This is a genomic window from Methanothermobacter marburgensis str. Marburg (genome assembly GCF_000145295.1).
Taxonomy (GTDB): Archaea; Methanobacteriota; Methanobacteria; order Methanobacteriales; family Methanothermobacteraceae; genus Methanothermobacter; species Methanothermobacter marburgensis.
In genome coordinates this window covers 1,195,726-1,217,264 of record NC_014408.1, presented here as the reverse complement: position 1 = coordinate 1,217,264, position 21,539 = coordinate 1,195,726, and the positions used below count along the sequence as shown (strand labels likewise).

The 21,539-nt window shown below is 46.0% G+C and carries 30 protein-coding genes; 12 read left to right on the top strand and 18 right to left on the bottom strand.

The window, feature by feature from the left end; translation table 11 throughout:
• The first annotated feature begins 2 nt into the window (after positions 1 to 2).
• Positions 3 to 569, top strand: a complete 567-nt coding sequence (locus MTBMA_RS06470) for a M48 family metallopeptidase (protein WP_010876572.1) — start codon at positions 3 to 5, stop codon at positions 567 to 569.
• Here MTBMA_RS06470 and MTBMA_RS06465 read toward each other — a convergent pair.
• Positions 566 to 901, bottom strand: a complete 336-nt coding sequence (locus MTBMA_RS06465) for an Mth938-like domain-containing protein (protein WP_010876571.1) — start codon at positions 899 to 901, stop codon at positions 566 to 568. The genes MTBMA_RS06470 and MTBMA_RS06465 overlap by 4 nt on opposite strands.
• Before the next feature lie 15 nt (positions 902 to 916).
• A complete protein-coding gene (locus tag MTBMA_RS06460; RefSeq protein ID WP_048901219.1) occupies positions 917 to 1,216 on the bottom strand; it encodes a TIGR04076 family protein in 300 nt (99 codons plus the stop codon).
• Positions 1,217 to 1,282: 66 nt separating this feature from the next.
• On the opposite strand from MTBMA_RS06460, the gene MTBMA_RS06455 reads away from it, so the two are divergent.
• Positions 1,283 to 1,678: a metal-dependent transcriptional regulator gene (locus tag MTBMA_RS06455; RefSeq protein WP_013296128.1), complete on the top strand. Its 396-nt coding sequence runs from the start codon at positions 1,283 to 1,285 to the stop codon at positions 1,676 to 1,678.
• A gap of 33 nt (positions 1,679 to 1,711) precedes the next feature.
• The gene (locus MTBMA_RS06450; protein WP_013296127.1) at positions 1,712 to 2,002 is read left to right on the top strand and encodes a carboxymuconolactone decarboxylase family protein; all 291 of its coding nucleotides are present in this window, start codon (positions 1,712 to 1,714) and stop codon (positions 2,000 to 2,002) included.
• 10 nt (positions 2,003 to 2,012) lie between these two features.
• Here the strand turns inward: MTBMA_RS06450 and MTBMA_RS06445 are convergent, their stop codons facing one another.
• The 5 genes from MTBMA_RS06445 to MTBMA_RS06425 form a co-directional block, all read right to left on the bottom strand.
• On the bottom strand, positions 2,013 to 2,456 hold the full coding sequence (locus tag MTBMA_RS06445) for a hypothetical protein (RefSeq protein WP_013296126.1): 444 nt from the start codon (positions 2,454 to 2,456) through the stop codon (positions 2,013 to 2,015).
• 2 nt (positions 2,457 to 2,458) lie between these two features.
• Positions 2,459 to 3,190: a nitroreductase family protein gene (locus tag MTBMA_RS06440; protein ID WP_013296125.1), complete on the bottom strand. Its 732-nt coding sequence runs from the start codon at positions 3,188 to 3,190 to the stop codon at positions 2,459 to 2,461.
• Between the two features lie 74 nt (positions 3,191 to 3,264).
• Positions 3,265 to 3,996, bottom strand: a complete 732-nt coding sequence (locus MTBMA_RS06435; protein ID WP_013296124.1) for a DUF6544 family protein — start codon at positions 3,994 to 3,996, stop codon at positions 3,265 to 3,267.
• A 4-nt stretch (positions 3,997 to 4,000) separates the two neighbouring features.
• A complete protein-coding gene (locus MTBMA_RS06430; protein ID WP_048901218.1) occupies positions 4,001 to 4,498 on the bottom strand; it encodes a MarR family transcriptional regulator in 498 nt (165 codons plus the stop codon).
• Positions 4,470 to 5,297 (bottom strand): hypothetical protein, encoded by an 828-nt coding sequence (locus MTBMA_RS06425; RefSeq protein ID WP_013296122.1) that lies wholly within the window; start codon positions 5,295 to 5,297, stop codon positions 4,470 to 4,472. The genes MTBMA_RS06430 and MTBMA_RS06425 overlap by 29 nt, the downstream gene beginning before the upstream one ends.
• Positions 5,298 to 5,456: 159 nt before the next feature.
• Between MTBMA_RS06425 and MTBMA_RS06420 the strand changes: the two genes are divergently transcribed.
• From MTBMA_RS06420 to MTBMA_RS06380, 9 genes are all read left to right on the top strand, one after another.
• Positions 5,457 to 6,152: an endonuclease/exonuclease/phosphatase family protein gene (locus MTBMA_RS06420; protein WP_013296121.1), complete on the top strand. Its 696-nt coding sequence runs from the start codon at positions 5,457 to 5,459 to the stop codon at positions 6,150 to 6,152.
• 155 nt (positions 6,153 to 6,307) lie between these two features.
• Entirely contained in the window at positions 6,308 to 6,703 is a 396-nt protein-coding gene (locus MTBMA_RS06415; RefSeq protein WP_048901217.1) for a hypothetical protein, read from the top strand.
• Positions 6,704 to 6,871: 168 nt separating this feature from the next.
• On the top strand, positions 6,872 to 7,075 hold the full coding sequence (locus tag MTBMA_RS06410) for an ATP-binding protein (protein WP_048175579.1): 204 nt from the start codon (positions 6,872 to 6,874) through the stop codon (positions 7,073 to 7,075).
• Positions 7,065 to 8,063, top strand: a complete 999-nt coding sequence (fwdF, locus tag MTBMA_RS06405) for a tungsten-dependent formylmethanofuran dehydrogenase subunit FwdF (RefSeq protein ID WP_013296119.1) — start codon at positions 7,065 to 7,067, stop codon at positions 8,061 to 8,063. The genes MTBMA_RS06410 and fwdF overlap by 11 nt, the downstream gene beginning before the upstream one ends.
• A 32-nt stretch (positions 8,064 to 8,095) precedes the next feature.
• Positions 8,096 to 8,806, top strand: coding sequence for a Rossmann-like domain-containing protein (locus MTBMA_RS06400; protein WP_010876558.1), 711 nt, complete (start codon positions 8,096 to 8,098; stop codon positions 8,804 to 8,806).
• A 2-nt stretch (positions 8,807 to 8,808) separates the two neighbouring features.
• Positions 8,809 to 9,591, top strand: coding sequence for a molybdate ABC transporter substrate-binding protein (gene modA, locus MTBMA_RS06395; protein WP_010876557.1), 783 nt, complete (start codon positions 8,809 to 8,811; stop codon positions 9,589 to 9,591).
• A gap of 21 nt (positions 9,592 to 9,612) precedes the next feature.
• The gene (locus MTBMA_RS06390) at positions 9,613 to 10,320 is read left to right on the top strand and encodes a Rossmann-like domain-containing protein (protein WP_013296118.1); all 708 of its coding nucleotides are present in this window, start codon (positions 9,613 to 9,615) and stop codon (positions 10,318 to 10,320) included.
• Complete coding sequence (locus MTBMA_RS06385; RefSeq protein WP_255350879.1) at positions 10,317 to 11,111, top strand: ABC transporter permease; 795 nt, start codon at positions 10,317 to 10,319, stop codon at positions 11,109 to 11,111. Before MTBMA_RS06390 ends, MTBMA_RS06385 begins: the two co-directional genes overlap by 4 nt.
• Entirely contained in the window at positions 11,089 to 12,162 is a 1,074-nt protein-coding gene (locus MTBMA_RS06380; RefSeq protein WP_013296116.1) for an ATP-binding cassette domain-containing protein, read from the top strand. The genes MTBMA_RS06385 and MTBMA_RS06380 overlap by 23 nt, the downstream gene beginning before the upstream one ends.
• Positions 12,163 to 12,169: 7 nt before the next feature.
• Here MTBMA_RS06380 and MTBMA_RS06375 read toward each other — a convergent pair whose 3' ends face one another.
• The 11 genes from MTBMA_RS06375 to MTBMA_RS06325 all read right to left on the bottom strand — a co-directional run bounded on the left by MTBMA_RS06375 (position 12,170) and on the right by MTBMA_RS06325 (position 21,455).
• The gene (locus MTBMA_RS06375; RefSeq protein WP_010876552.1) at positions 12,170 to 13,480 is read right to left on the bottom strand and encodes a formylmethanofuran dehydrogenase subunit B; all 1,311 of its coding nucleotides are present in this window, start codon (positions 13,478 to 13,480) and stop codon (positions 12,170 to 12,172) included.
• The gene (locus MTBMA_RS06370) at positions 13,477 to 14,679 is read right to left on the bottom strand and encodes a formylmethanofuran dehydrogenase subunit C (protein ID WP_013296115.1); all 1,203 of its coding nucleotides are present in this window, start codon (positions 14,677 to 14,679) and stop codon (positions 13,477 to 13,479) included. The genes MTBMA_RS06375 and MTBMA_RS06370 overlap by 4 nt, the downstream gene beginning before the upstream one ends.
• Positions 14,680 to 14,696: 17 nt before the next feature.
• Positions 14,697 to 15,239: an FmdE family protein gene (locus MTBMA_RS06365; protein WP_010876550.1), complete on the bottom strand. Its 543-nt coding sequence runs from the start codon at positions 15,237 to 15,239 to the stop codon at positions 14,697 to 14,699.
• Positions 15,240 to 15,316: 77 nt separating this feature from the next.
• Complete coding sequence (gene tfx, locus MTBMA_RS06360) at positions 15,317 to 15,733, bottom strand: DNA-binding protein Tfx (RefSeq protein WP_074359241.1); 417 nt, start codon at positions 15,731 to 15,733, stop codon at positions 15,317 to 15,319.
• 29 nt (positions 15,734 to 15,762) lie between these two features.
• Positions 15,763 to 16,383 carry an RIO1 family regulatory kinase/ATPase domain-containing protein gene (locus MTBMA_RS06355; RefSeq protein WP_238523357.1) on the bottom strand — a complete coding sequence of 207 codons (621 nt, stop codon included), beginning with the start codon at positions 16,381 to 16,383 and terminating at the stop codon, positions 15,763 to 15,765.
• A gap of 276 nt (positions 16,384 to 16,659) precedes the next feature.
• The gene (locus MTBMA_RS06350) at positions 16,660 to 16,866 is read right to left on the bottom strand and encodes a hypothetical protein (RefSeq protein WP_394295877.1); all 207 of its coding nucleotides are present in this window, start codon (positions 16,864 to 16,866) and stop codon (positions 16,660 to 16,662) included.
• Positions 16,867 to 17,976, bottom strand: coding sequence for an aldo/keto reductase (locus MTBMA_RS06345; protein WP_013296111.1), 1,110 nt, complete (start codon positions 17,974 to 17,976; stop codon positions 16,867 to 16,869).
• A gap of 6 nt (positions 17,977 to 17,982) precedes the next feature.
• Positions 17,983 to 18,414 (bottom strand): DUF1284 domain-containing protein, encoded by a 432-nt coding sequence (locus MTBMA_RS06340; protein ID WP_147671664.1) that lies wholly within the window; start codon positions 18,412 to 18,414, stop codon positions 17,983 to 17,985.
• Positions 18,368 to 19,030, bottom strand: a complete 663-nt coding sequence (locus MTBMA_RS06335) for a biotin transporter BioY (protein WP_013296109.1) — start codon at positions 19,028 to 19,030, stop codon at positions 18,368 to 18,370. Before MTBMA_RS06335 ends, MTBMA_RS06340 begins: the two co-directional genes overlap by 47 nt.
• Before the next feature lie 144 nt (positions 19,031 to 19,174).
• Positions 19,175 to 20,509, bottom strand: coding sequence for a deoxyribodipyrimidine photo-lyase (gene phrB, locus MTBMA_RS06330; protein ID WP_013296108.1), 1,335 nt, complete (start codon positions 20,507 to 20,509; stop codon positions 19,175 to 19,177).
• Between the two features lie 10 nt (positions 20,510 to 20,519).
• Complete coding sequence (locus tag MTBMA_RS06325) at positions 20,520 to 21,455, bottom strand: YbgA family protein (RefSeq protein WP_013296107.1); 936 nt, start codon at positions 21,453 to 21,455, stop codon at positions 20,520 to 20,522.
• Positions 21,456 to 21,539: the final 84 nt, after the last annotated feature.

The following is a 21,539-nucleotide window of genomic DNA, read 5'->3' as shown; positions in this document are numbered from 1 at the left end:
AAATGGACAGATTCATGGCCGGGGACCTGGAGGTCAGATGTGAGGTCATATACAGGAGGGTTAAGAACCCGAGGATTGAGCTGAGATTCGACAGCCTGCGCCTGATACTCCCCGCAGATTTCACCGGGGACCCCATGGAGGTTCTATCATCCAGGAGTGACTGGATCCAGAGGAAGATCCATGAGTTCCATGAGATGCTTGAGAGGGCATCTGACATGGAACTGGAGTACCGGCGGGATAAGGAACTGAGATCACTGGTCAGCGGATTCCTGGACCATTACTCTGATGTCCTGGGCGTCGAATATGGGAGGGTCCGTTTCAGGAGGATGAGGTCCCGCTGGGGTAGCTGCAGCTCCAGGGGCAATCTGAGCTTCAACACCCTCCTCTCCCATCTCCCGGACAGGATGGTGGAGTACGTGGTGCTCCATGAACTGGCCCACCTCCGGGAGATGAATCACAGCCCGAGGTTCTGGGGTATCCTCGAATCTGAGATGCCGGACTGCACCGAAAGGAGGAGGATGCTGAGGTACTACTGGGCCCGGCTTTACATGGAGGGCCTTGTCGATTAGCAGGTCACATGTATTATGGCCGCAACCCTCCTACCGGCACTCCTCTCCTCATTGTACCTCTTTATGGCCTCACAGGTGGGAAGAACTGTTGCATCTGATCTGAACCCGGTTTCAAGGGCTCCATGGACCCCTGAGCCTATGATTATGGATTCAGGTTTCTCTTCCAGGAGTTCCTCAAGTTCCTCCTCTGCCATGACATGGGATGTCCCGTATTTCCTCCTTGATATCTCCTTCCTCCTTGGTGTCACACTCCCATCAACGTGCACCACGATGTCTGATCTGTATTCACGTCCCCTGTAGGTCACGGAGCCGAATCTGCAGTCTGAGAACATGGTTTCCCTTCCAGCTTATCTGAGTCCCCTAACCTGGAATATGACTGTGCCGCCATCTGTGTAGGGTTCGCCAGGGTCCACGCACTGCATGTAGGCGTGCTCCTCGTCGCCGTCCACTGTGAGTCCAAGTTCCACAGGACACCAGTTCCTCTCAAGGATTGTGGTGTAGTGCAGGATCGTGGATAGGGCGTGTGTGCAGAGGGCGTCTGTCCTTTCAAGGTCTATCTCAGGGTCGTCAACTGTTATCCGGTCCCCCTCCCGGTGCACCGGGCACTTACCCCTTATCTCATGCACGCGTATCTCAAGCACATCCATCACCTTTCATGAATATAAATGACAAAACTTAAATAGGTTTTGAATATATATTCAATTGGTGTCTTTATGGAACTCACAAGGAGCATGGAAAACTACCTCGAGACATTATACAGGTTAAGTAGTCACGGGATCGTTAAAACCTCTGACCTGTCATCAAGGATGAACGTCAGACCAGCCAGTGTAACCCAGATGCTCAAGAGACTCCATGAAATGGGCCTTGTCATCTACCACCCATACCTGGGGGCTGAACTCACAGATGAGGGAAGGGAGATTGCAGAGATGGTTCTGAGGAGGCACATGATCCTGGAGTGCTTCTTCCACAACGTCCTTGGAATGGACCTCGACTCATCCTATGAGGAGGCCTCCCGCATGAAGCACGAGCTCTTCAGGGAAACAGAGCTGGCACTCATGAGGTACCTGAGGAACCCGGCAAGGTGCCCCCACGGCATACCCATACCCTGAAGGTATTTAAGTGATGATGTCAGCTTAAGGAACATGAAGACAGGAGCAGACAGATTTCTTGGGGAACTACCTGAAGTTGCAGAATCATTCAAAAACTTCAGGGAAGCAGTTAGATCTGAGGGTAAACTCACAGAGAGGGAGAAACTTCTCATATCGGTGGCATGTTCGGTTGCAGTCAGGTGTGATGCATGCACACGGAGACACGCAGAGGAGGCCCTTGAGGCAGGTATAACAGAGGGGGAACTGGCAGAGGCCGCGGCGGTGGCGGCACTGATAAGGGCCGGCTCTGCAATGAACACGGCCTCAGCCATATTCAGGGACTGATTCCCGAATTCTATTCCAGGTCAATCTTCAGGACGAACTTCAGCACAAATTTGAGGCCATGAAGGAATACGGCGACCGCAAGGACGACCATTGCAACAAGGAGGGCGAATCTGACAGAGTAGAACACATAGATGTTCCTGAAGGTGAAGGGGAATACACTGTAAAGGGATGAGACCATAAGGTACCCCAGTGCACTCAGGATGATCTGCATGAACGTCCAGAACCACTGCCTCCCGTAGATGAGGAAACAGGCATTCGCAGCCAGATTGGCTCCTATCACAGCATTTAATAATGGTATAAGGTCCCTGAAGGAATCTGCAATGAAGGAGATATCCCAGTTCATCACACTGTTTATGATGTAGAGGAGGACGAGGTTGGCTACAATGCCAGCCACGAACTCAGAGTTTCTAAATTCCTTATCCCCCAGGAATTCCACCAGAGCTTTATTCTCCATTTTCAGTCCCCATAGATGAATGTACCGGTGTAGCTGTAGTTTTTAAGTTCATCCACCCCGTCGAGGATTCTGAATTCAGACCGGTACCCGTGGTATTCAAGTGAGATCCTGAGGTGTGCAAGGGCTATCCCCATATCTATGGGGTTCCACCTCCCCACAAGGCGCCTCTTGAGGGGGCTCTGCACCTGGCAGTAGGCATGGATCTTTCCATCTCCACCGGTGAAGTACCATGGCTGGTTGTTGACAGCTGAGGGTGCAAGTCTCACGGCCTCGAGGACGTCATCCATCCCCTCCATGTCCGTTATCTTACTGAGGGGCTTCCTCCTGAACTCGGAGTGCTCCCTGTGGACGGGTTCAGCTGCAGCACCAAAGGCCAGGAGTATGACAAAATCAAGTTCAGACTTCACATGAGCCCTCAGCCGTGGGATCCCCTGCCAGCAGCTCCCGAGGCCCATGCCTGAGATTCTGAGGTCCATCTGCTGGAGCATGAATCCCACATTCACCTTCCCCACATAGCCATCTGAGAAGGCTGCTATATAGTGGGGGGCCGGCTGCTGCATCCGGGTCCTCACATCATCCCTCTCCAGGAGCCTGAATTCGGTATCAACATCCTCCAGCAGGGGTTCAAGTTTCTCAAGGCGGTCCTCAATTTCCCTGAGCTCATCCTCTGATGCAGGGCCCCTGTACTTTCTCGTGGACTTTCTTCTGAAAATGAATGGATAGAGTTCTTTCATAACAGTATCTCCTATGTTTCATAATATATTTAAAGTGCCCTGAATTTTCTTCAATCCTGGAGTGATCCGGACAGTTAAAGCGTCCTTATGTTGAACTTTGCGTCTCTGATCCTTCCATGGAAGTACTTCAGGTCACCCTCCGGGAGGTGCCATGTTGCTGTGCACTCCGCGGGATAGATAAAACCCCCGGCATCCCTGTATGATAGCACCTCAACACTCCAGGGGTGCTGCTCCATGTTGAACTCTACACAGTACCTGTCCTCTGTATAGAATTTCAGGAACCTTCCATGCTCATCGAAGGTGAACAGACCACTGGCAGTGATGCCATGGTCCCTGATTCTACCCTCAACCCTTTCATCATCCAGCTGTGACCATTCCGTACACTCTGCAAGGAATAGGGATGGGAGAAATGGGGCCTCTGAGAGTAGAGTTACAAGGGCTGACACGTCCATAGGATCTCCACGCTCCTCTGCGACCTTCAGAAATTTCAGTGCCCTGATGGTCATCTCTCCATGGCCTCCGGAATATATGTCAAGGCCCTCAAGGGGTATTCCTAAAAAACGGCCCTTTATGTAAACGCTCCTGAAGGGTGCTGGAGTGTTGATCTGGGTCATGTCCACATTCATCCAGCGGGGTCCTCTCCTTATTTTTGAGTCAGCCCACCTGATCAGGAGGTTTTGAGGGTCATGGGGGAGACCGGAGGATTCAAGGTATCCTGCAAGTAACCCTGGTAGTTCCCTCTCATTCAGATTATAAACCTTTCTGAGTTCTTCTCTAACTTCCATTTCAAATCTTTTTCTTAGCATATGCTCATCTCTTACGGTATTCCATATATCGCTGCTTTGAGGCTTCCTCAAGCTTTGAAAATACGTTAAACAGGCTTTTGACCTCTTCATCGTCAAGTGAATCGAAGAGGGATTTCAGGGTGGCGGAGTCTCTCTCATCTCTACCAGCCCAGAACTCATGGAACCTCCCTGTTGGCTCGAGGCGCAGGATCCTCCTGTTTTCAGGGTCCTTTTTTATTCTCAGGAGTCCCTTATCCTCAAGGCGAACTGCAAGTTGCTTGACGTTCTGGTGGGTGGTGCTCATGGCATCAGCCATCTCCTGCATTGAGGGGGGCCTTTCAAAGACGTTTCCAAGGATCACCATGAAGAGCCACTGCTTTGCTGTTATGCCATCTTCGCGGAACTCGCGGCTCACTATGTAGCTCCAGCGCTGCTCGATGAGGAAGAGGGCTACCAGTATGTACCTCTCCATGGACTCCCTTGTCTCCCGGTGTTCATCCCGTATTGCCTGCATATCCTTCATCCAGTGTCAACCTCCCTGATGTGATTGCCATTCCCCGGTAGAAAATCCCGGTGACGGCCAGGCCTGTGAAGGTGAGGACCATAAAGAAGGCAGCCTGCCCCCAGCTGAATGGGACCCCCTCCATGGCCATGAAGGCCACCATTGAGAGTATGGCTGTTCCCAGTAATGATACCTTGACAAGGAATACCGGTGCAAGTATGTAGCCCCACACTTCTCTCTTCAGGAGGAAGTATGATGTGAGGAGGGCCGCTGGAACCACGACGCCGAGGTCGAGTGCCTGTATGACGAGGGTTGTGTAGCCCTCAAGGGCCCCCGGGGCCATGCCGGTTATCAGGGAATCTGTGATCATCTTGATCCACATGGCTGCCAGCATTAATCCGGTGAGGGTGAGGTAGATGGCTGTGAAGCCTGATTTTTTTTCATCAACCTTAACCCTGTAGGTGGTTGTGAACAGCTCTCCCATGAGGCCGTAGAGTGATAAGGCAAGTATGCCCACATACAGGAGGAAGAGACTGTTGTAGGATGCGAGGAAGGCCATGGAGGCATAGGTGTAGGTGAAGTAGAACATTCCACCCATCCACAGCAGCCTGGCTTTGGCCGAGGAACGGCTAAGGTATGCTGAAATGATTAGGAGGGGGATCCCTGTGGTGAGTGTCACGAGGTCCTGGCCCATCATCTGTGCAGTTGCTGATAATGAGTCGTTGATGTATGTATTCTGGTCCAGGAGGCCAGATAGTGTTGCAAAGAGCCCCATAAGTGTTATGAGGGCTGTTAGTGTATGGATCTTATTTATTTTCATCTTCTCAAAAACTCCTATGGTAATATATTACATGTTTAGGTAATATATTACATTCTTCCCATATAAATGTTTCCGGTTGTGTTTAAGTTAATGGGCATCACAATTTTCTATAGGATAACTTAAGGTTCTGACATGGAACCTGAACCTGGGGGTGATTGAATGGAACTTAAGGTTCTGACATGGAACCTGAACCGGGCATCCTACAGGCGGAGGAAACTCTGGAGTTATATGGGGGAACTGGAATTTGATGCAGGATTTTTCCAGGAGGTCTACATGATACCCAATGAGGTAAGGTGGAATTACCATACCTTCCGCGGGGAGATGAACACATTACTTCTTCATAAGGATCTCATGCTGGATTCCATGAAAAGGAACTACCTTGAAATCTCAGACAACCACTGTATAGAAGATTTTTATGTTTCCTGCAGAATAGAAATCGGAGGAAATAGTCTTTCCCTCTTTAGCATATACAATTACATTGGGCCAGCAGATAGTGACTTTTCTGAGTTCCTTGACCTCCTGTATAACTACATTGAGGAGGGAGAGGACCTGATCATAATTGGCGGTGATTTCAACATCAATAAAAACTTCAGCCCATCCCTGAGGAGGTTAGCACTCCTTGCAGAGGAGATGACCGGAAGACTCTCTGAACTTGGATTCAGGGATGTTCTCAGGGAGGAGGAAGATCCATTCACATTCATGACACCTAACGGGGGGAAATACCAGATTGATTACCTCTTTGTCCCGGAAGGAGTGAAGATCCTTGACGTCTGGCACCCTCCGGCAGGTGAAATTATAGAGACCAGGCCAAGGTTATCTGATCATATACCCCTCAGGGTAACCCTGGAGATCTAGCACCCTGTGATTAATTTATTAAATATAATTTTACATAACCGGTGCATTGAATGGCACTAAATGGCCTCTTCAGTTGATTGATCGATTCCGATTTTTTGAACATTTAAAGGGCTTTCCAGATTAACCTTTATTATGCGTGTATTAATGAGTGAGTCATGCAGTACATGAACCCGGACCTTCTCTCAAGGGTCAGGGAGAAGCTTTACGCTGCCACGAAGAGCTCAGCATTCGCACTATCCCCCGATGGAGGATCCACACCGACAGCACCATCAAATCCAGGACAGCCACAGGCACCGGGTACATCAGCAGACAAGGGGGAGCCACATCACGAGGAATCACAGGGTTCAGATGTTTCAACATCAGCACCTGGAGTGGAGGCAGCAACTCATTCCTCAGCGGGCGAAAACCAGGGTAAGGCCTATGAGGTCAGCAGCGCCTCAGGTTCAGCTAACCCGGAGACCGGGCTACCTGTCTATGCCATAGTTGGTATAGTGGCGATAGTGGGCCTTCTAGGTCTGGGGTACTTCTTTGGACCTGGAAGAACAGATTAATTTTAATTTTTTATTTTTCAGGAAATATGTGAGGATATCCATTATAACTGCGGGGGTCTTCAGCTGCCATGTAAAACAGTACTGTTTTCATGAGGTCCATTAAGAAAGATTTATATATGGACTTTTGGAATATACGATATGCAAAAAATTACATTTCGAGGTTGGTCTATGATAGTCATCAATAGGGAGAAATGTAGCGGTGTTGAAAACTGCGCGGGAAAAGGCCTCTGCATTCTCATCTGTGAAAAGGATGCAATAATTGAGGACAACGGATTTCCCCTTGTGATAAATGATAAATGTGATAATTGTAGGCTTTGCATCTCTAACTGCCCAAACGGCGCTATTTCTGAGGTAGATACTGATGTTGGTTAATGAAAGGATGGGTTCTGAAAGGAGGACACTGAATTACAATCCGGATCTATGCACGGGTTGTGGGTTATGTTCAGAGACATGCCCTGTGGACGCTATAGATATAGCTCCTCTTCTCCCAATAGCGAGGGGTTTAATCAAAATGAACAGAGTGTCCTTCAACAAGGAGAAGTGTGTTCTATGTGGGTTATGTGCTTCAGTATGCATCTTCGGAGCCATAGATCTCCAGAAGGATGGTAAAAGCATAAGGGGCGCCGATGAATATCCGTTCTGGGACTTTAAACTTGAAATTGATGACGAAAAATGCTTTTTATGCGGTAATTGCGCCGATGCATGTCCAAGGAATGCACTCTTAACCATCAGGGATCTTCCTGAACGTAAATCCCTTGTAAAAGGGGAGATAAATGTATCAATGGAAAAATGCATCTATTGTGGTGAATGTGCAGCTATGTGTCCTGTATCAGCCATTGAAATAAGCTGGAGAGACCCGGATTCATCAAATATGGCGATAGCCGATGGAATCCGGGTGGATGAGGATAAATGTCTCTACTGCGGCATATGCAAAAGGATATGTCCTGTTGGCGCCATCCGTATGAGCTGTCTGACATGCATGTATAAGGAGGAACTGAAGGCCACTGTTGAGGGTGCTGTCATAACAATTGATGAAAAATGTGCTCACTGTGGTTGGTGTATGGAAATATGCCCGGCAAATGCGATCACCGTTAAAAAACCCATCAGAGGAACCATAGGCCAGGCAGATGAGCGATGCAGGGGTGAGTCATGCCACGCGTGTGTGGATGTTTGTCCCTGTAATGCAATCAGTATAATAAATGGTACTGCCCGGATCGATGAGAAATTCTGCGTATTCTGCGGAGCATGCTCCAGTGTCTGTCCCGATGGACTCCTCTCTATTGAAAGGTCTGAACTAAGGATCAGGAATCTAAAGTCAGTGGCATGGGAACACATCATAAAGACGGCACTCCAGAAATAAATGCCCGAAATTGCCATTATACTGGTGCTATTATGATACTTGATGATATACTGGATGAGATTGAGAACATGCCTGAAATCAGAGTAAGGGATGTGGCCATAGGCAGATCATGGACGGCTGTTTGGAGCAGCTCCTGCGGTATAGCCAGTAATAATGGATTCATCAGAGATTTTGAAATTCCAGAGATGACTCATGAATTACTTGAACTTTCAAGGTCATGGGACCCATTTTATTCCAGCCTGGGAATTGCTACTGTTAACTCAGTGATCGAGGGAGGTGGTAAACGATGCAATGCATTTGATATACTGATGGAGGAATGCCGAAATCGAAAAATCGCTATGGTGGGTGAATTCCCACGCCGCTACACTGACAGGATAAGGACGGTTTCGGACGAGTTCTATATTCTGGAGATCAATCCATTTAAGGTCAATCCTAAAAGGGGTGTTTTTCCTGAAACAGCGGCTGAACAGATTATCCCCCGGGTTGATGTACTTGCAGTGACTGGCAGCACACTGGTCAATCACAGCACAGAACGTTACCTTGCACTGGCAGAACTTGATGCTTTTGTGGCTATCATAGGACCCACAACGCCAATGACAGATGTTTTTTTTGAATACGGGGTTGATATGATTGCAGGGGTTGAAATAACTGATCCTGTTAATATTCTAAAGAAAATAAGGTTCAATGAGGGCATGTTACATGAAAAAGATGGAGGAATAATCTACAGGGTAATGGAGGCCTGATCATGGATAAGAAGATAATGGCGTTTGTAATAGGGTTGCTGATCCTTTCAGCGGTTACAGGAGCGTATCTTATCACAGGAAATTCAAAGACTATGAAGGGATCAGAGATCACAGTCCTTGCAGGGGCAGGGCTCATGAAACCAATGAATGAGATAATAACTAATTTTGAGAAAAAGACAGGAAAAAAGGTTAATGTTCAGTATGGGGGTTCAGGAGAACTTCTTGCAACACTGATGACATCAAAAAAGGGCGATGTACTCATAACAGGCGAATATACGACAATGGACAAGGCAAAAGAAAAGGGTTACATAATCAATGATACCATTGTGAATGTAACCTCACATAAACCCGTCATAGCCGTTAAAAGGGGAAATCCGAAGAACATAACCTCCCTTAAAGATCTGGGTAAAGAAAACGTGAGAGTTGCGATAGGAGATCCCAAGGCATGCGCGATAGGCAAAGTCGCCCAGAAAATGCTTGATAAAGAGGGCGTAAATATAAATGAAAATTTAGTTGCAAAGACTCCAACAGTTAATCAGCTCTTAACATACATCCTCTCAGGACAGGTAGATGCAGTTATAATATGGGAGGACATGTTGACATGGAACAACAGTAAATCAAAGCTGGAAATGATTGAAATCGAGGGAGCAAAGAACCAGACAATACCCGCAGCGGTCACTTCAATTTCAGGAAACGTTGAAACATCAAAAGAATTCGTTGAATACATTAAATCAGATGAGGCCAGGGTTATATGGGAAAAATGGGGGTTCAAAGTCATTTTCTGATTTAAACCAGGATCTGATACCATGATACATGAGTTTATCAGGGATAAAATGAACTATCTGATACATTCGTCAGCCATGGAGTCCACATATGTCGAGATCTCTGTGAAGAACCCTCTCCTTGATACATCAACCATCAAGGATTATCCTCTTGTTGAGGGGAGAGAGGTCATGCTCAGAGCGACTCTTGAAGATGGTACTGTAGGGGAGTGCTTCACAGCTACTCCCACTCATTTCAGAGGAACCCTCGGGGAACTTTTAGTAAAAGGGAAACAATCGTGTTTGATAGCTACTTTCAATGCACTCATGAGGAAGAAGGGTTTCATTGATAGGACAGTTCACTGCACTGGAAACGCTCCTGAAAGGTGTGCTGAATTACTTTCAGATTACCTTGAATTGCTGGGATATGACAGAGTTGCTTTGCTTGGGTTTCAACCGGCGTTTGTAAGGAAACTTCACGAGACATTTGGAGACAGATTGCAGGTTACAGATCTGAATCCTGGAAATAAGGGTAAAAAATATGGTGTAGATGTATTTGATGCAAAAAAAAGCAATAAGAAGATAATTCATAATTCTGATGTTTTAGTGGTAACCGGTTCTACTGTAGCTAACGGTACATTTGAGGATATCATGGCCATGGCATCAGATAAAAGAGTAATATTTTATGGAACAACGATAGCAGGGTTAGCAGCACTGATGGGAGTTGAACGGTTTTGTCCATTGAGCGAGTGAGTATTTTCAGAGGTACTTGCAGATTCTTTGCGGTCATCTTTGTGGCCGCATTTTTTATAATATGTATTTCACTCTGGACAGTATCCTCTCCGCAATCCATCCTGAATTCATTCACAAGTGCTGATATGATCCACTCAGTGAAATTATCTCTTTTAACATCCACTATAACAACAGTGATTGTGATGTTATCTGCGCTGCTCATTGCTTATTCACTATCAGAGGACTCCTTCAGAGGGAAATCCATTGTTAAAACAGTGCTGGATATTCCTATAGCATTCCCTGAAATTCTTATAGGTATAATGCTTCTCATATTTCTTGGAAACACCCCTCTAAATTATATGATGGATGGACTCGGTATTCAGATAGTCTTCACGGATCTTGGAGTCATCTGTGCACAGTTCTTTGTCTCTTTACCGTATACGGTCAGAATATGTTACTCCACATTCTGTAACATAGATAGGAGACTCAAATTTGTTTCCCGTTCCCTTGGATATACAGAATTTGAGACATTCAGGAATATCATGATCCCTTTATCAAGGGATGGAATATTAGCTGCAACAATAATTACCTTTTCAAGATGCATAGGCTGCTTTGGAGCGGTACTGATAGTTGCTGGAGGTACCTATCAGAAAACAGATACGCTGCCTATATCTCTGTATCTTAATTTATCCTATGGAAACGTGGAGATGGCTGTGGCATCCGGTATCTTCCTTATGATAATTTCATTCATAACAATATTTTTCCTTGAAAAAATGGGGGCTTATGGGAATGAGTTTTCTGGATATAGATAATTTAGAAATCGACCTTGGCGAATTCGTAGTCAGGGTAGATGAACTCCACCTTTCGAGGGGAGATTATCTTGTTATAATCGGCCCGACTGGTAGTGGTAAGTCTATCTTTCTTGAGACCATCATGGGGTTCTTTGAACCGATTTCGGGGACGATATCTCTTGATGGGGCGGATCTAACCACCCTCCCACCTGAGGAACGTGATGTTAGCATAGTATATCAGGATCACTGTCTCTTCCCTCACATGACCGTGGAGGAGAATATAGCCTACGGCCTTCGTAAGCAGACAGAGATGAAGGAAAATATTCACAGACAAGTCCATGAAATCGCAGCTATGATGGGTATAGATCACGTACTGAATAGATACCCTGGAACCCTCAGTGGAGGTGAGCTCCAGAGGGCATCGATAGCAAGGGCAATCATAGTGAATCCCCGATTGCTATTGATGGATGAACCATTCAGTGCCCTTGACCAGAGAACAAAGATATCCCTAAGAAAACTTATCGCAGATATCAGGGATAATTTTGAAACCACTGTGATCCATGTTACACATGACCTTGATGATATATGGTGGCTTTCAAATAAGGTGGCGGTGATGAACCATGGAAAAATCATTCAGATGGGTAAAAAGGAGGAAGTCATCAATAAACCATCGTCCTACTTTGTTGCAGATTTTCTGGGTGCTAATATACTTGAAGGGACTGTTGAAGGCCAGGTGAATGGGCTCACCTCTGTAAATGTTAATTCAAATATCTTCAGGACAGTTGACTGCGGGGAGGGGTCTGTGATACTTTCCATCAGACCAGAAAATATAATGATAGCAGCTGATCCGTTTATGGCATCTGCACAGAATATCTTCAAGGGTACAGTTGAAGACATTATAGAAACTTCAAGGATTGTTTATGTAAACTTGAGGATAGGGGATATAGTTCTGACCTCGGCTGTAACTCCAGGCGCAGTCACTGAGCTTGGTATAAGAACGGGCGAAGAGTTTCAAGTTCTGATTAAAGCCACGAATGTCTGTATCATAGGAGAAAAAAATAAAAATGGTTAGCAGATATTTATTCGCCTTTAATTGATTTAACCCTCTCAAGGATCTGTCTAAGAGTATGTTCGTTGCTCTCTGTTTCAGGGAATGGTGATGTTGTGAATGCCTTATGGTGGATGGGAACATTGTCAAAGCGGTAGAAGGTGCCGCTGGACTCCATAGCATCAATAACTCCAGGGATCACAACATCAGATACAAGTGTTGTTGGACATGGGGCAATATCTATGCATATTACAGGAATCTCTTTCATATACTCAACGCATTCTTTGGGGAGGTGAGCTCCAAGATCTGAACATATAACGAGGACCGCATCGGATTCTTTTCTCTGGAGAAGATCGACTATAGTTGTTTCTCCGGGGTTGTAGCGTGGATAACCCCTTGTAAAATCAACACCAAAGGGGAAACCATACTCCCATGAAGCCACCTGATTAAATCCTGCAACATTACAATGACCTCTTATGGCTCCTATTGTAAATTTGGTGTGTTCATTAAGTGCAGCTACCAGTTTGAGAACCATCTCAACGTTTCTATGCTTACCTTCTGATGATGCAAGTCCAAGACCTCCATAGATGGCTCCAAACTGCGCATTCAGCATTATGTCTGCGACTTCCTTTATGGTTTCAACTGATATCCCTGTTATACTCTCAATACTCCTGTGCGGTTCATTGCCCCTTATAACTGTAAGCAGTGCTGAAAAAAGTTCATAATCTGAGTTTGGTTTCAGCTGCAGATGGATATCGGAGGCTTTAGTTGTTGCTGTTTCACGGGGATCCACGGAGATGACAGTTCTATCTTTTTTACCACGTTCTCTGAAAAATCCGCGCATGAATATGCTGTAACGTGACATGTGGCGAGGCATGGAGTCCATAACATTTGTACCCCAATAAATGATGACGTCAGCTCTATTCTTTATCTCACCTGCCGTAGCAGCGCTCTGTCCAGCTTCCTGGATTCCCATTAATGTGGGGCCATGACATATGGTTGCATTTGAATCCACCATGGCATTTAGATACTCACCAAGTTCAAGACCTGCAGCCATGGCTTCAGTTGACATCTCACTACCCATGAATAGGGTTGGTCTTTTTGACTCTGTAAGTATCTCTGCTGCAGCGTCAAGGGCTTCATCCCATTCTGCGGATCTGAAACCACTTTCAGTTTTAATCTGGGGTCTAAGTATTCTGTGGGAGCTGACCATCTCCTGAAACTTTGCATTCCCCATCCTGCAAGCATTCCTTGTTTTTATTGTTTTCCCATCATAGAGAACCTCTATGTCATCACAAGACCCTCCGCAGACGGGACATGTCACATTTTTATAGACGCTCATTTTCCCACCCCGTATTCCTCTACAAGTTCCTCGGCACTCAGGATCCTTTCACCTTGTGAAGCCTTTCTAAGATAAACCGGCACTCCTTTATACATTGGGGAACCGGTTGACTCGGTATACGGTGGCGTTAGCACATTGGCCCATATACCTCTGGGTATGAATATTGTTCCCATCTGGATTCCAGGGTCCTCAACAGCTCTCAGAACAACTTCATTTCCATGTGATGATACGACAACATTTTCGGGTTCACCTAGGAGCTTATAGTCTTCAGGACTAATACAGCAGCGTGCACATTCATCTATATAATCATCTGTGAGTTTATTGCCTCCCTTTATTATCTGCCCTTCACGGATCGTACTTCCACTGTTGTAGATTACTTTAATTCCCTTTTTTGTGATGACTCTCCCTTCATCGGTCTCATTCTCTAGAATGTGAAGGTTCTTATTATAATTGATGTATAGATTACCCTCCGGATTTTTTTCGGATAGATCTCCTTTGAATAGGATCATAAGGGATCCATCTTCTTTGAATGTTGAGATCTCCTTGAATCCCGGGAGGAGAGAGGAGATCCGTCCATGAATTTTGATGATACCTGATACCATCTCTGCTCCGGGGGCCCTTCCAGCATCCCCGCGTACTGTTATTTCACCCCCATTCATTCGGATGCCGCAGAAATTACCTGCATCTCCACCTATATAAATTTCTCCGGCCATCATACCACCCCCAATATTGTTCCCTGCATTACCCTGTATAATGATTTTACCTCCTTTCATGCCACGCCACTCTCCCCTATATGCGCAGCCAACATAATCCCCCGCGTTTCCATTAATTTTTATGGTGCCACCATGCATTTCCATGCCGATCCATGAAGAAACATTTCCATTTACCTCTATTTCACCGCCTTTCATTTCACAGCCAAGCTGGAGTCCGACATCGCCGTTTATGATGATTTTTCCGGATTTCATCCCTGAACCGATATACTTCACCCTGCTGACATCCCCATCGATCCGTATTAACTGATCTTCATGGGATGTCTCTGCTATCTCAAAAAATTCGCCTAGGGGTCTTTTGATGTTCCCTTCGTATACTTGAAGGGAACGAATTTCATCAAGATCCAGCCCTTCAAACAGATCGGGTCTTATGGTATCTGCTTCCAGAGGTATCTGGAAATCTGATTTTGGTACCAACACAAATCCCATCTTTTTTCACCTCATGTTTATCTTTTCAGACAAGCTGGACAGAGATCCAGCTCATTTCTTTTTATGAAAGGTTCGTTGCAAAGATTACAGATTTCAATTATCTTCTTTTCTTTTTCTGGAACGATCACATCAACAAAATACCAGGAATATAGATTTTCACCGGCTCTTATGAGTTCTGGATTCACTTCTTCTGCGGATACCTTGCGGGTGTTCATGTACCATTCATGTATGATCGGGTAATTGACGGTCTTTTCAGGATCCAGTATTATTCTAAGAGCCTGGACTGTTTCTCCAGGCATACCCTTTCTGTTGATGATGACAGCCATTTTTCCAGTGTCCAGGATATTCAGTCTCCCATTTCCTATTGTTGATTTGCATATGGCCTGGAATGCGTCGGGTAAACAGTTTGTCGTTTCACATGTAACATAAATTTCTTCATCGACTTCAAAATCAAGGACCTTCCTGGCTATTAGTAACATATGAGCTCCTATGACACTGCCCGGGCTTGCGAACCCACTGAAATTTTTTATTAAATCAAGGTATTCTCTGACCTGCCCCACCTTTGATCACCACACGATATGCATATATCTGCATCTAGTTGTATATGGGAGGTACTATAAAAATTTTTTTATAAATTCTAGGAATTTAGATCGACGATAATTTCTCCGTCCCTTGTCACTCCTATTTCAAAATCGCTTTTAACAACCCTGTGAACGATCCTGTGGCTGGCCTTTTCCCTTATCAGAAATGCGAGTGTAATTGAGTCATGTATTACATGTATGCCCTCTTTATTTGATTCTTCCAATAATCTCTTTATAATTTCATCAAGGGTATCCCCGCGTCTGCAAAGTATTCTTACAGGTGATTTTAGGAATTTAACAAAATCTAGAGTGTTCCGGGATTTCTCTATGTTCTCCATGGCCTTTCTTTCTATTGCTGACACGTTCTGTCTTGTGGTCTTCAATTCCCTTGCAATCTTCTTCTGGGACCATCCCCTCTCCCTCATTTCAAGAACGGTTTTCTGTCTTTCGGTTAGGAAAGTTTTTTTACTCAGAATTATCCCTCCTAGCTCGATTATTCAAATTATAACCATTTAGGAGTATGACGTTCCCTCCTTATCAGGGCCCCTTTCTTCTCGATTTCCATGTATTCAGCCACAATTTTTGGATTTACAACAGTTTTTGAGTGATCTTCATAGGCACTCAGAAACCTTTTTATAAGGTGTTTTTTGTCATTCATGGACATCTGTGAGTTACTATCCATTATGAAGAAGCATAGTTTTCCAAGATCATCATAGGGATTCCCATAGTGTATATATTCAAAATCAACCCCAAAAATTTCTTTTTCTGTGAATATGAAGTTTTTAAGATTGCAGTCACCTTTTAAAAGGGTCTTTGACTGTTTTTTTATACTGTGGATTTCTGAGAACCACTTTCCAAGGCTTTCTGTCCATGTTGTGTCTGCCCTAGATATCAGGTCTCCAATGGTTTTTCCTTCGATGAACTCCTCAATCAAGATATTCTTGGATACACCAAGTATTCTAGGCACTCTGACTCCTTTATCCCTCAGTAGTTTCACATTTTCTGATTCGAGGTAAGATTTTTCGCTGGTTTTGTGTACTTTGACGATGAAACTTTCTGTACCTGATTGGATTAAGTATACATGGTTTCTCTTACTTTCAAGTCTTTTAAATCCATGAATCATCATATCTGCATTTCACACCCAGTTATTCTTTTAAAACTGATCTTTCTCCTCGGCAGAGTACTGCAGTTCTGTGGATTCACATACCTATTTATACACGAATTACATAAAAATGTAACTCGATATTTATGATTTAAATGGAGGTGAAAATTGAAATGAAAAACAAACTTCTGACTCTAGTGATCCCAGTGCTAACAGTGTTTCTTTTTCATGTAGCTATGATTCAATCACATATCAGAGACTTTAGCTCCATTTTGCCTTCTGTAACTCCATTCAAATCTAGGGTTCAAGGTCATATATCAGAAATCCCAGTATGAATCCAAATATTCCAAATGCAACAAAACCTTCAAGGGCCGATCTCAGAACGTTCCAGTCCACAGCCATTCTCCCAATCATCCCCCATATAAAGAGGACGGCTGAGCCAAGCACAGCGAGTATCAATGCAATCTTGATTGAGTATTTGATCCTTTCAATCAAGGGGTTCACCTATCCAAGTTTTTCATGGACCCTCCTGAGTTCAGAGGGTATATCGATCATCTGGGGGCAGGGCATGCATGAGCAGCACCCTGAACAGTTTGATGCCCGCTCCCTGTCATCCATGATCTTCCTGTACTCAGTTTCCACGCCCCCAGTGCTCATGAACCTGTATACCTCATTCAGAAGCCTGAAGTTACGGGGTATGTCAACGCCCTCAGGGCAGGGCATGCAGTATCCGCATTCTGAACAGGGGACACTCTTCCTCATGCGGTAGGCCCTTTTAACTTCCCTCAAAATTTCGCGGTCATCTTCCGTGAGCTTTTGGGAGTTCAATGCAATTTCAACATTCTCCCTGACCTCTGATACACTTCCCATACCGCTTAGAACCACGTCGACATCATCCATATCCCATAGATACCTCAGACACCACTCCACAGGTTTTCGGGGGGTCCTGGCCATTTCATATATCTCCCTGACCTCCTGTGGGATGTTACGTACAAGTGAGCCTCCCCTCAGTGGCTCCATTATCACAGTACCGGCACCAAGTCCGCGGGCATATGCAAGGGTGGTGGGGTTTGCCTGGTGGTCATCCACTATATTGTGTTGGACCTGAATGACATCCCAGGTGTATGAGTCGGCTATCTCAAAGAATACGTCAGCCGTATCATGGAATGAGAATCCAACATAGATTCCATCATCCCGGAGCGAATCAAGAAAATCAAGGACACCCATATCCTTGAGGGCCAGCCAGGAATCCTTTTTGAGGTTGTGAAGGAGGTATATATCAATTTTGCCTCTGAGGCGCTTCGTCTGCTCCTCAAAGTAGACATCCATGTCCTCTCTTCTGTTAACGAGCCAGGTGGGAAGCTTGGTTGCCACGACCGCATCGTCCCTGTAGTCACCATTTTCTGAGAGGAATTCCCCAACGAAAACCTCGCTTTCACCACCATGGTAGGTGTAACCGGTGTCAATGTAGTTTATGCCGCTCTCAAGGGCAAATTTCATAATTTTCGCTGCAGACCCTCTTTCAAGTCTCCCATTCACCTCAGGGAACCTCATGACCCCAATCCCCAGTATCGAAGCAGATATGCCAGTTGAACCGAGTTTTCGCCGGATCATTATCTTTCACCTCGGGTTTCTGTGTACCAGGCAGACATCAATCCAGGAACATTCACCGCATATATCAGTTAATTCAGGGGAATCTATGAGGGGGGAGATGAGGTCATCGATTTCTGTGGATGTCAGTTCATCCCCGCTCTTTATACCCAGTAAATCCATGAGCATCCGATCCATGAGCCTCACGGTGTCTTCGGCCCTCAGGCAGGCGGATCCATCAAGGAATGGACATGCAGCACAGATATCATCTGGAAAATCAACAATCATTATTGACTTCTTGGGATTATCATGGATCCACTTGAGGATCCTCTCCATATTATCAACGAATTCCCTGCTGTAGCCGTATCCCTGAAACCCCCTCATACAGAGGAGGTGATGTGCCCTGATTATCAGTTCAGGGCAGCCTCCATTCAGGGAATTTATGGACGTCAACCTCTTCACCGTAGGGCTCCTTTGGTGTTATGGCCCTTGTAACTGCTGCAGCCCCTGTTATCTTAAGCAGATCACCTGGTATGAACGGTAAAAGCCCCATGGCAAGAAGTTCCCATGCTGATGGCATGGTCCCTGTTGTCTGCAGGGTCCAGAGCCCCAGAACAAGAAGTCCTGGGATGTAGATAAGGCCAAAGTTTGCAACAAGCATCAGGGCCATCATCGGTGTGAATTTCCTTGATCTTATGTGTCTGTCAACGAAGTGGCCCAGCAGCAGCGCTGCAAGAATGAATCCAATGAGATATCCTCCGGTCGCACCCACCAGTACAGCGGCTCCACCTGTCATACCGGCAAACCAGGGCACTCCAGCGGCACCAATGAGGATGTATATGACCTGGCTCAGCCCACCCCAGTACCTTCCAAGGACAACACCGGACATGAGGACTGCCAGTGTCTGGGCTGTGATGGGTACCGGGGTCCAGGGTAGTGGAATCACAACCTGGGCCATTATCCCTGTTACACAGGCCATGAAAAATGCCATGACTGTCTTGCTGATCCATGTCTGATTGTGTCTCCATCTGAATAGACTGTAACGTATCCTGTAGTATCCTTCAAGGTCAATGTTCATATCATAACCTCCATGGAGTGAGAATAATTGGAATCCCTTAGATAATTGGGTGTAGGATGATAAAAAAGTTTTGCTGGGTGAGGGTTTTTCATTAGGTGTTTGTTCTGTGGAATGTTCTCTGTGATAAAATAATGTGTGCGTCATTTACTCTTCCAGCTCCTGAACTCTCCTCACATATTCACCTATCCGAAATTTTCGTTCAAGTCCACGGTCATTCATGTACCTTACCTTTCCGAATATCTCCCTTTCGGCCCAGGCCCTGTCATGTTTACCGAAACACCAGGCAACCCCTGTGAAGCCATTGGGGTCCCTTCCATCTATCTCATATTTATCATTGAGGTAAATTGCTATGTCGTAGGCCCTTTCAGGGTGATCTGTCCATTCCAGGATCTTTTTGCCCCAGTACATTCTCATGTAACCGTGCATCTTCCCGGTGATAACCATCTCCTTCTGGGCGGCGTTCCAGTAGGGGTCATGGGTTCTGGCCTCCTCAAATTCCCTGAGGGTGTATTCGTATTCCTTGGGGTCCCTTGCGTGCTCCATGAGGGTTTTCTGGGCCCACTCAGGAAGACACCTTATGCTGCTGTAATTATCACTGTAGTGCACGAAGTTCATGCTGAGTTCCCTTCTCACAATGAGTTCCTCAAGGAATTCAGGGCATTCACCCGTCTTTGATGCTTTCATGGCAAGGTAAAGCGGTGATATATGTCCGAAATGAAGGTACGGGCTCATATTTGATAGGCAGTTCTTCACAGGGTCATTCCTGTACTTCTCAAAGCATGCAAGTTTTTCTGAAAGAAACTCATCAAATAGCCTTATTGCCTCAGAGGCCCCACCACTGAAGATGGAGGGTTCCAGTTCCTCAGAGGCCCTGAATTTTCCGGTGACATCATTAAGATCAGGGCCAGGGTCAAGGTCAAGGGAATCCACAGCCAGCCTTCGCTCCTTGAGTGGAACCATGAACCTTTCAAGCTCCCTTGTTATCTTTGGCCTGAAGGTCCCTGCGGAATACTCCTCCTTGGGGGAGGCTGTTTCAACGGGTACTATAACGTTGCTTTCAACCTGCATCAGGGGGACGTGGAGTGATTCAGCGAGTTCATCCACCCATTCTTTCTGAATGTCAAGGTATCCTCTGTCCACCACCACTGCCGAGGCCTCATCTGAGTATCTCATGACAGCTGAGGGGGGCCTTTCATTTTCAACCACGAGCCTCGCACCCCTCTTCATGAGAGCATCCCCAACATCCCTCAAACCCTCTATGAGGAATCTGTAGTGGCGGGAGTTGGCATTGGGGAATTCATCTGTGAGTCCAAATATGACGATCAGCGGTTTATGGAGGCTGTTGGCAGTTTCAATTGCATACTCAAGGGCATGATTCCAGTGTGCCCTCACCGAGGCCTGCATCCAGTAGATGACGTACTTACCATCCCTAGCTGGTTTTTCAGTGTTGAGGCTCCTTATCCTTTCATCATGTATCATCACCGCCACCTCAAACGATGAGGGTTACCGGCACAAGTTCACGGGGGTATGGTTCAAAGAGGGTCTGGCCCTCAAGGTACTCATCCCCGAATCTCACGACCCATGACCTCAGTATGCTGAGGGGCACAAGAAGTGGCATGATCCCCTTACGGTACCCCTCAACTGATTCAAGGAAATAACTCTTCTCCCTTCCATTCAGTTCTGATGAGAAGTGGCCGAAGGCATGCAGGAGGCTGTTTATGATTCTTTCAGGTTTCAGCGGATCTTTTATAACGCTGCAGAGGGTTTCAGAGTATCTTTTGAGGGTGTTATCATGATCCTTCTGATCTGCTATTATCCTCCCGAGTGTTCTCTGCCCCTCTGGACTGTAGGACATGAGGAGCAGCTTGTTTGATGTGTGGAACTCTATGAGGTCACCCAGGTCTCTCACCGCACGGAAGTCCCTCACCAGGTAGAGCTTTATGAGGAAATCCTCCCTTATCTGCAGGTTCCTGAGGCGCCCCTCATCCTCAAGGGGGAGGTGGGGGAACCTTTCCATCACAGCCCTTCCAAAGAACCCCACCCCATGGCTGCCAGGTCTTTTACCGGCGCCCATGTAGACCTTAACGTTCCTTATACCGCAGGAGGGCGACTTGTTCTTTAATATGAATCCATCGACTTTGTCCAGTGAATCCAGAAATGAGGTTATGAATGAATTCATCTCCTCTGTCAGATCCCTGCCGGTTTCGGGTTGAAAAAGTCTGAATTCCCCTTTTTTCATGGTTATATGTATTGGAGGTCTTGGAACACCCAGACCCATCTCAACCTCAGGGCAGACCGTGATAAAATCAGCGTAATCAGAGAACTGCCTCACAAAGGGACTGGGTATCATTGAGCCGTCATAGCGACAGTGATCATGTTCGATGCAGCGGCTGAGTACAACGAGGGGTCTTCTGAATTTTCTCATAAGTATATTATAGGGAGACAGATAAATAAGACTTGCCCAGCAGATTTAGGTGTTATAGATCATGCTTGTGGCGGATAAATAAGA

What these genes read in the sequence shown, in the direction of transcription:
- MTBMA_RS06470 (WP_010876572.1), top strand. Translation starts at nt 3, where the DNA reads ATGGACAGATTCATGGCCGGGGACCTGGAGGTCAGATGTGAGGTCATA.
- MTBMA_RS06465 (WP_010876571.1), bottom strand. Translation starts at nt 901, where the DNA reads ATGTTCTCAGACTGCAGATTCGGCTCCGTGACCTACAGGGGACGTGAA.
- MTBMA_RS06460 (WP_048901219.1), bottom strand. Translation starts at nt 1,216, where the DNA reads ATGGATGTGCTTGAGATACGCGTGCATGAGATAAGGGGTAAGTGCCCG.
- MTBMA_RS06455 (WP_013296128.1), top strand. Translation starts at nt 1,283, where the DNA reads ATGGAACTCACAAGGAGCATGGAAAACTACCTCGAGACATTATACAGG.
- MTBMA_RS06450 (WP_013296127.1), top strand. Translation starts at nt 1,712, where the DNA reads ATGAAGACAGGAGCAGACAGATTTCTTGGGGAACTACCTGAAGTTGCA.
- MTBMA_RS06445 (WP_013296126.1), bottom strand. Translation starts at nt 2,456, where the DNA reads ATGGAGAATAAAGCTCTGGTGGAATTCCTGGGGGATAAGGAATTTAGA.
- MTBMA_RS06440 (WP_013296125.1), bottom strand. Translation starts at nt 3,190, where the DNA reads ATGAAAGAACTCTATCCATTCATTTTCAGAAGAAAGTCCACGAGAAAG.
- MTBMA_RS06435 (WP_013296124.1), bottom strand. Translation starts at nt 3,996, where the DNA reads ATGCTAAGAAAAAGATTTGAAATGGAAGTTAGAGAAGAACTCAGAAAG.
- MTBMA_RS06430 (WP_048901218.1), bottom strand. Translation starts at nt 4,498, where the DNA reads ATGAAGGATATGCAGGCAATACGGGATGAACACCGGGAGACAAGGGAG.
- MTBMA_RS06425 (WP_013296122.1), bottom strand. Translation starts at nt 5,297, where the DNA reads ATGAAAATAAATAAGATCCATACACTAACAGCCCTCATAACACTTATG.
- MTBMA_RS06420 (WP_013296121.1), top strand. Translation starts at nt 5,457, where the DNA reads ATGGAACTTAAGGTTCTGACATGGAACCTGAACCGGGCATCCTACAGG.
- MTBMA_RS06415 (WP_048901217.1), top strand. Translation starts at nt 6,308, where the DNA reads ATGCAGTACATGAACCCGGACCTTCTCTCAAGGGTCAGGGAGAAGCTT.
- MTBMA_RS06410 (WP_048175579.1), top strand. Translation starts at nt 6,872, where the DNA reads ATGATAGTCATCAATAGGGAGAAATGTAGCGGTGTTGAAAACTGCGCG.
- fwdF (WP_013296119.1), top strand. Translation starts at nt 7,065, where the DNA reads ATGTTGGTTAATGAAAGGATGGGTTCTGAAAGGAGGACACTGAATTAC.
- MTBMA_RS06400 (WP_010876558.1), top strand. Translation starts at nt 8,096, where the DNA reads ATGATACTTGATGATATACTGGATGAGATTGAGAACATGCCTGAAATC.
- modA (WP_010876557.1), top strand. Translation starts at nt 8,809, where the DNA reads ATGGATAAGAAGATAATGGCGTTTGTAATAGGGTTGCTGATCCTTTCA.
- MTBMA_RS06390 (WP_013296118.1), top strand. Translation starts at nt 9,613, where the DNA reads ATGATACATGAGTTTATCAGGGATAAAATGAACTATCTGATACATTCG.
- MTBMA_RS06380 (WP_013296116.1), top strand. Translation starts at nt 11,089, where the DNA reads ATGAGTTTTCTGGATATAGATAATTTAGAAATCGACCTTGGCGAATTC.
- MTBMA_RS06375 (WP_010876552.1), bottom strand. Translation starts at nt 13,480, where the DNA reads ATGAGCGTCTATAAAAATGTGACATGTCCCGTCTGCGGAGGGTCTTGT.
- MTBMA_RS06370 (WP_013296115.1), bottom strand. Translation starts at nt 14,679, where the DNA reads ATGGGATTTGTGTTGGTACCAAAATCAGATTTCCAGATACCTCTGGAA.
- MTBMA_RS06355 (WP_238523357.1), bottom strand. Translation starts at nt 16,383, where the DNA reads ATGATTCATGGATTTAAAAGACTTGAAAGTAAGAGAAACCATGTATAC.
- MTBMA_RS06345 (WP_013296111.1), bottom strand. Translation starts at nt 17,976, where the DNA reads ATGATCCGGCGAAAACTCGGTTCAACTGGCATATCTGCTTCGATACTG.
- MTBMA_RS06335 (WP_013296109.1), bottom strand. Translation starts at nt 19,030, where the DNA reads ATGAACATTGACCTTGAAGGATACTACAGGATACGTTACAGTCTATTC.
- phrB (WP_013296108.1), bottom strand. Translation starts at nt 20,509, where the DNA reads ATGATACATGATGAAAGGATAAGGAGCCTCAACACTGAAAAACCAGCT.
- MTBMA_RS06325 (WP_013296107.1), bottom strand. Translation starts at nt 21,455, where the DNA reads ATGAGAAAATTCAGAAGACCCCTCGTTGTACTCAGCCGCTGCATCGAA.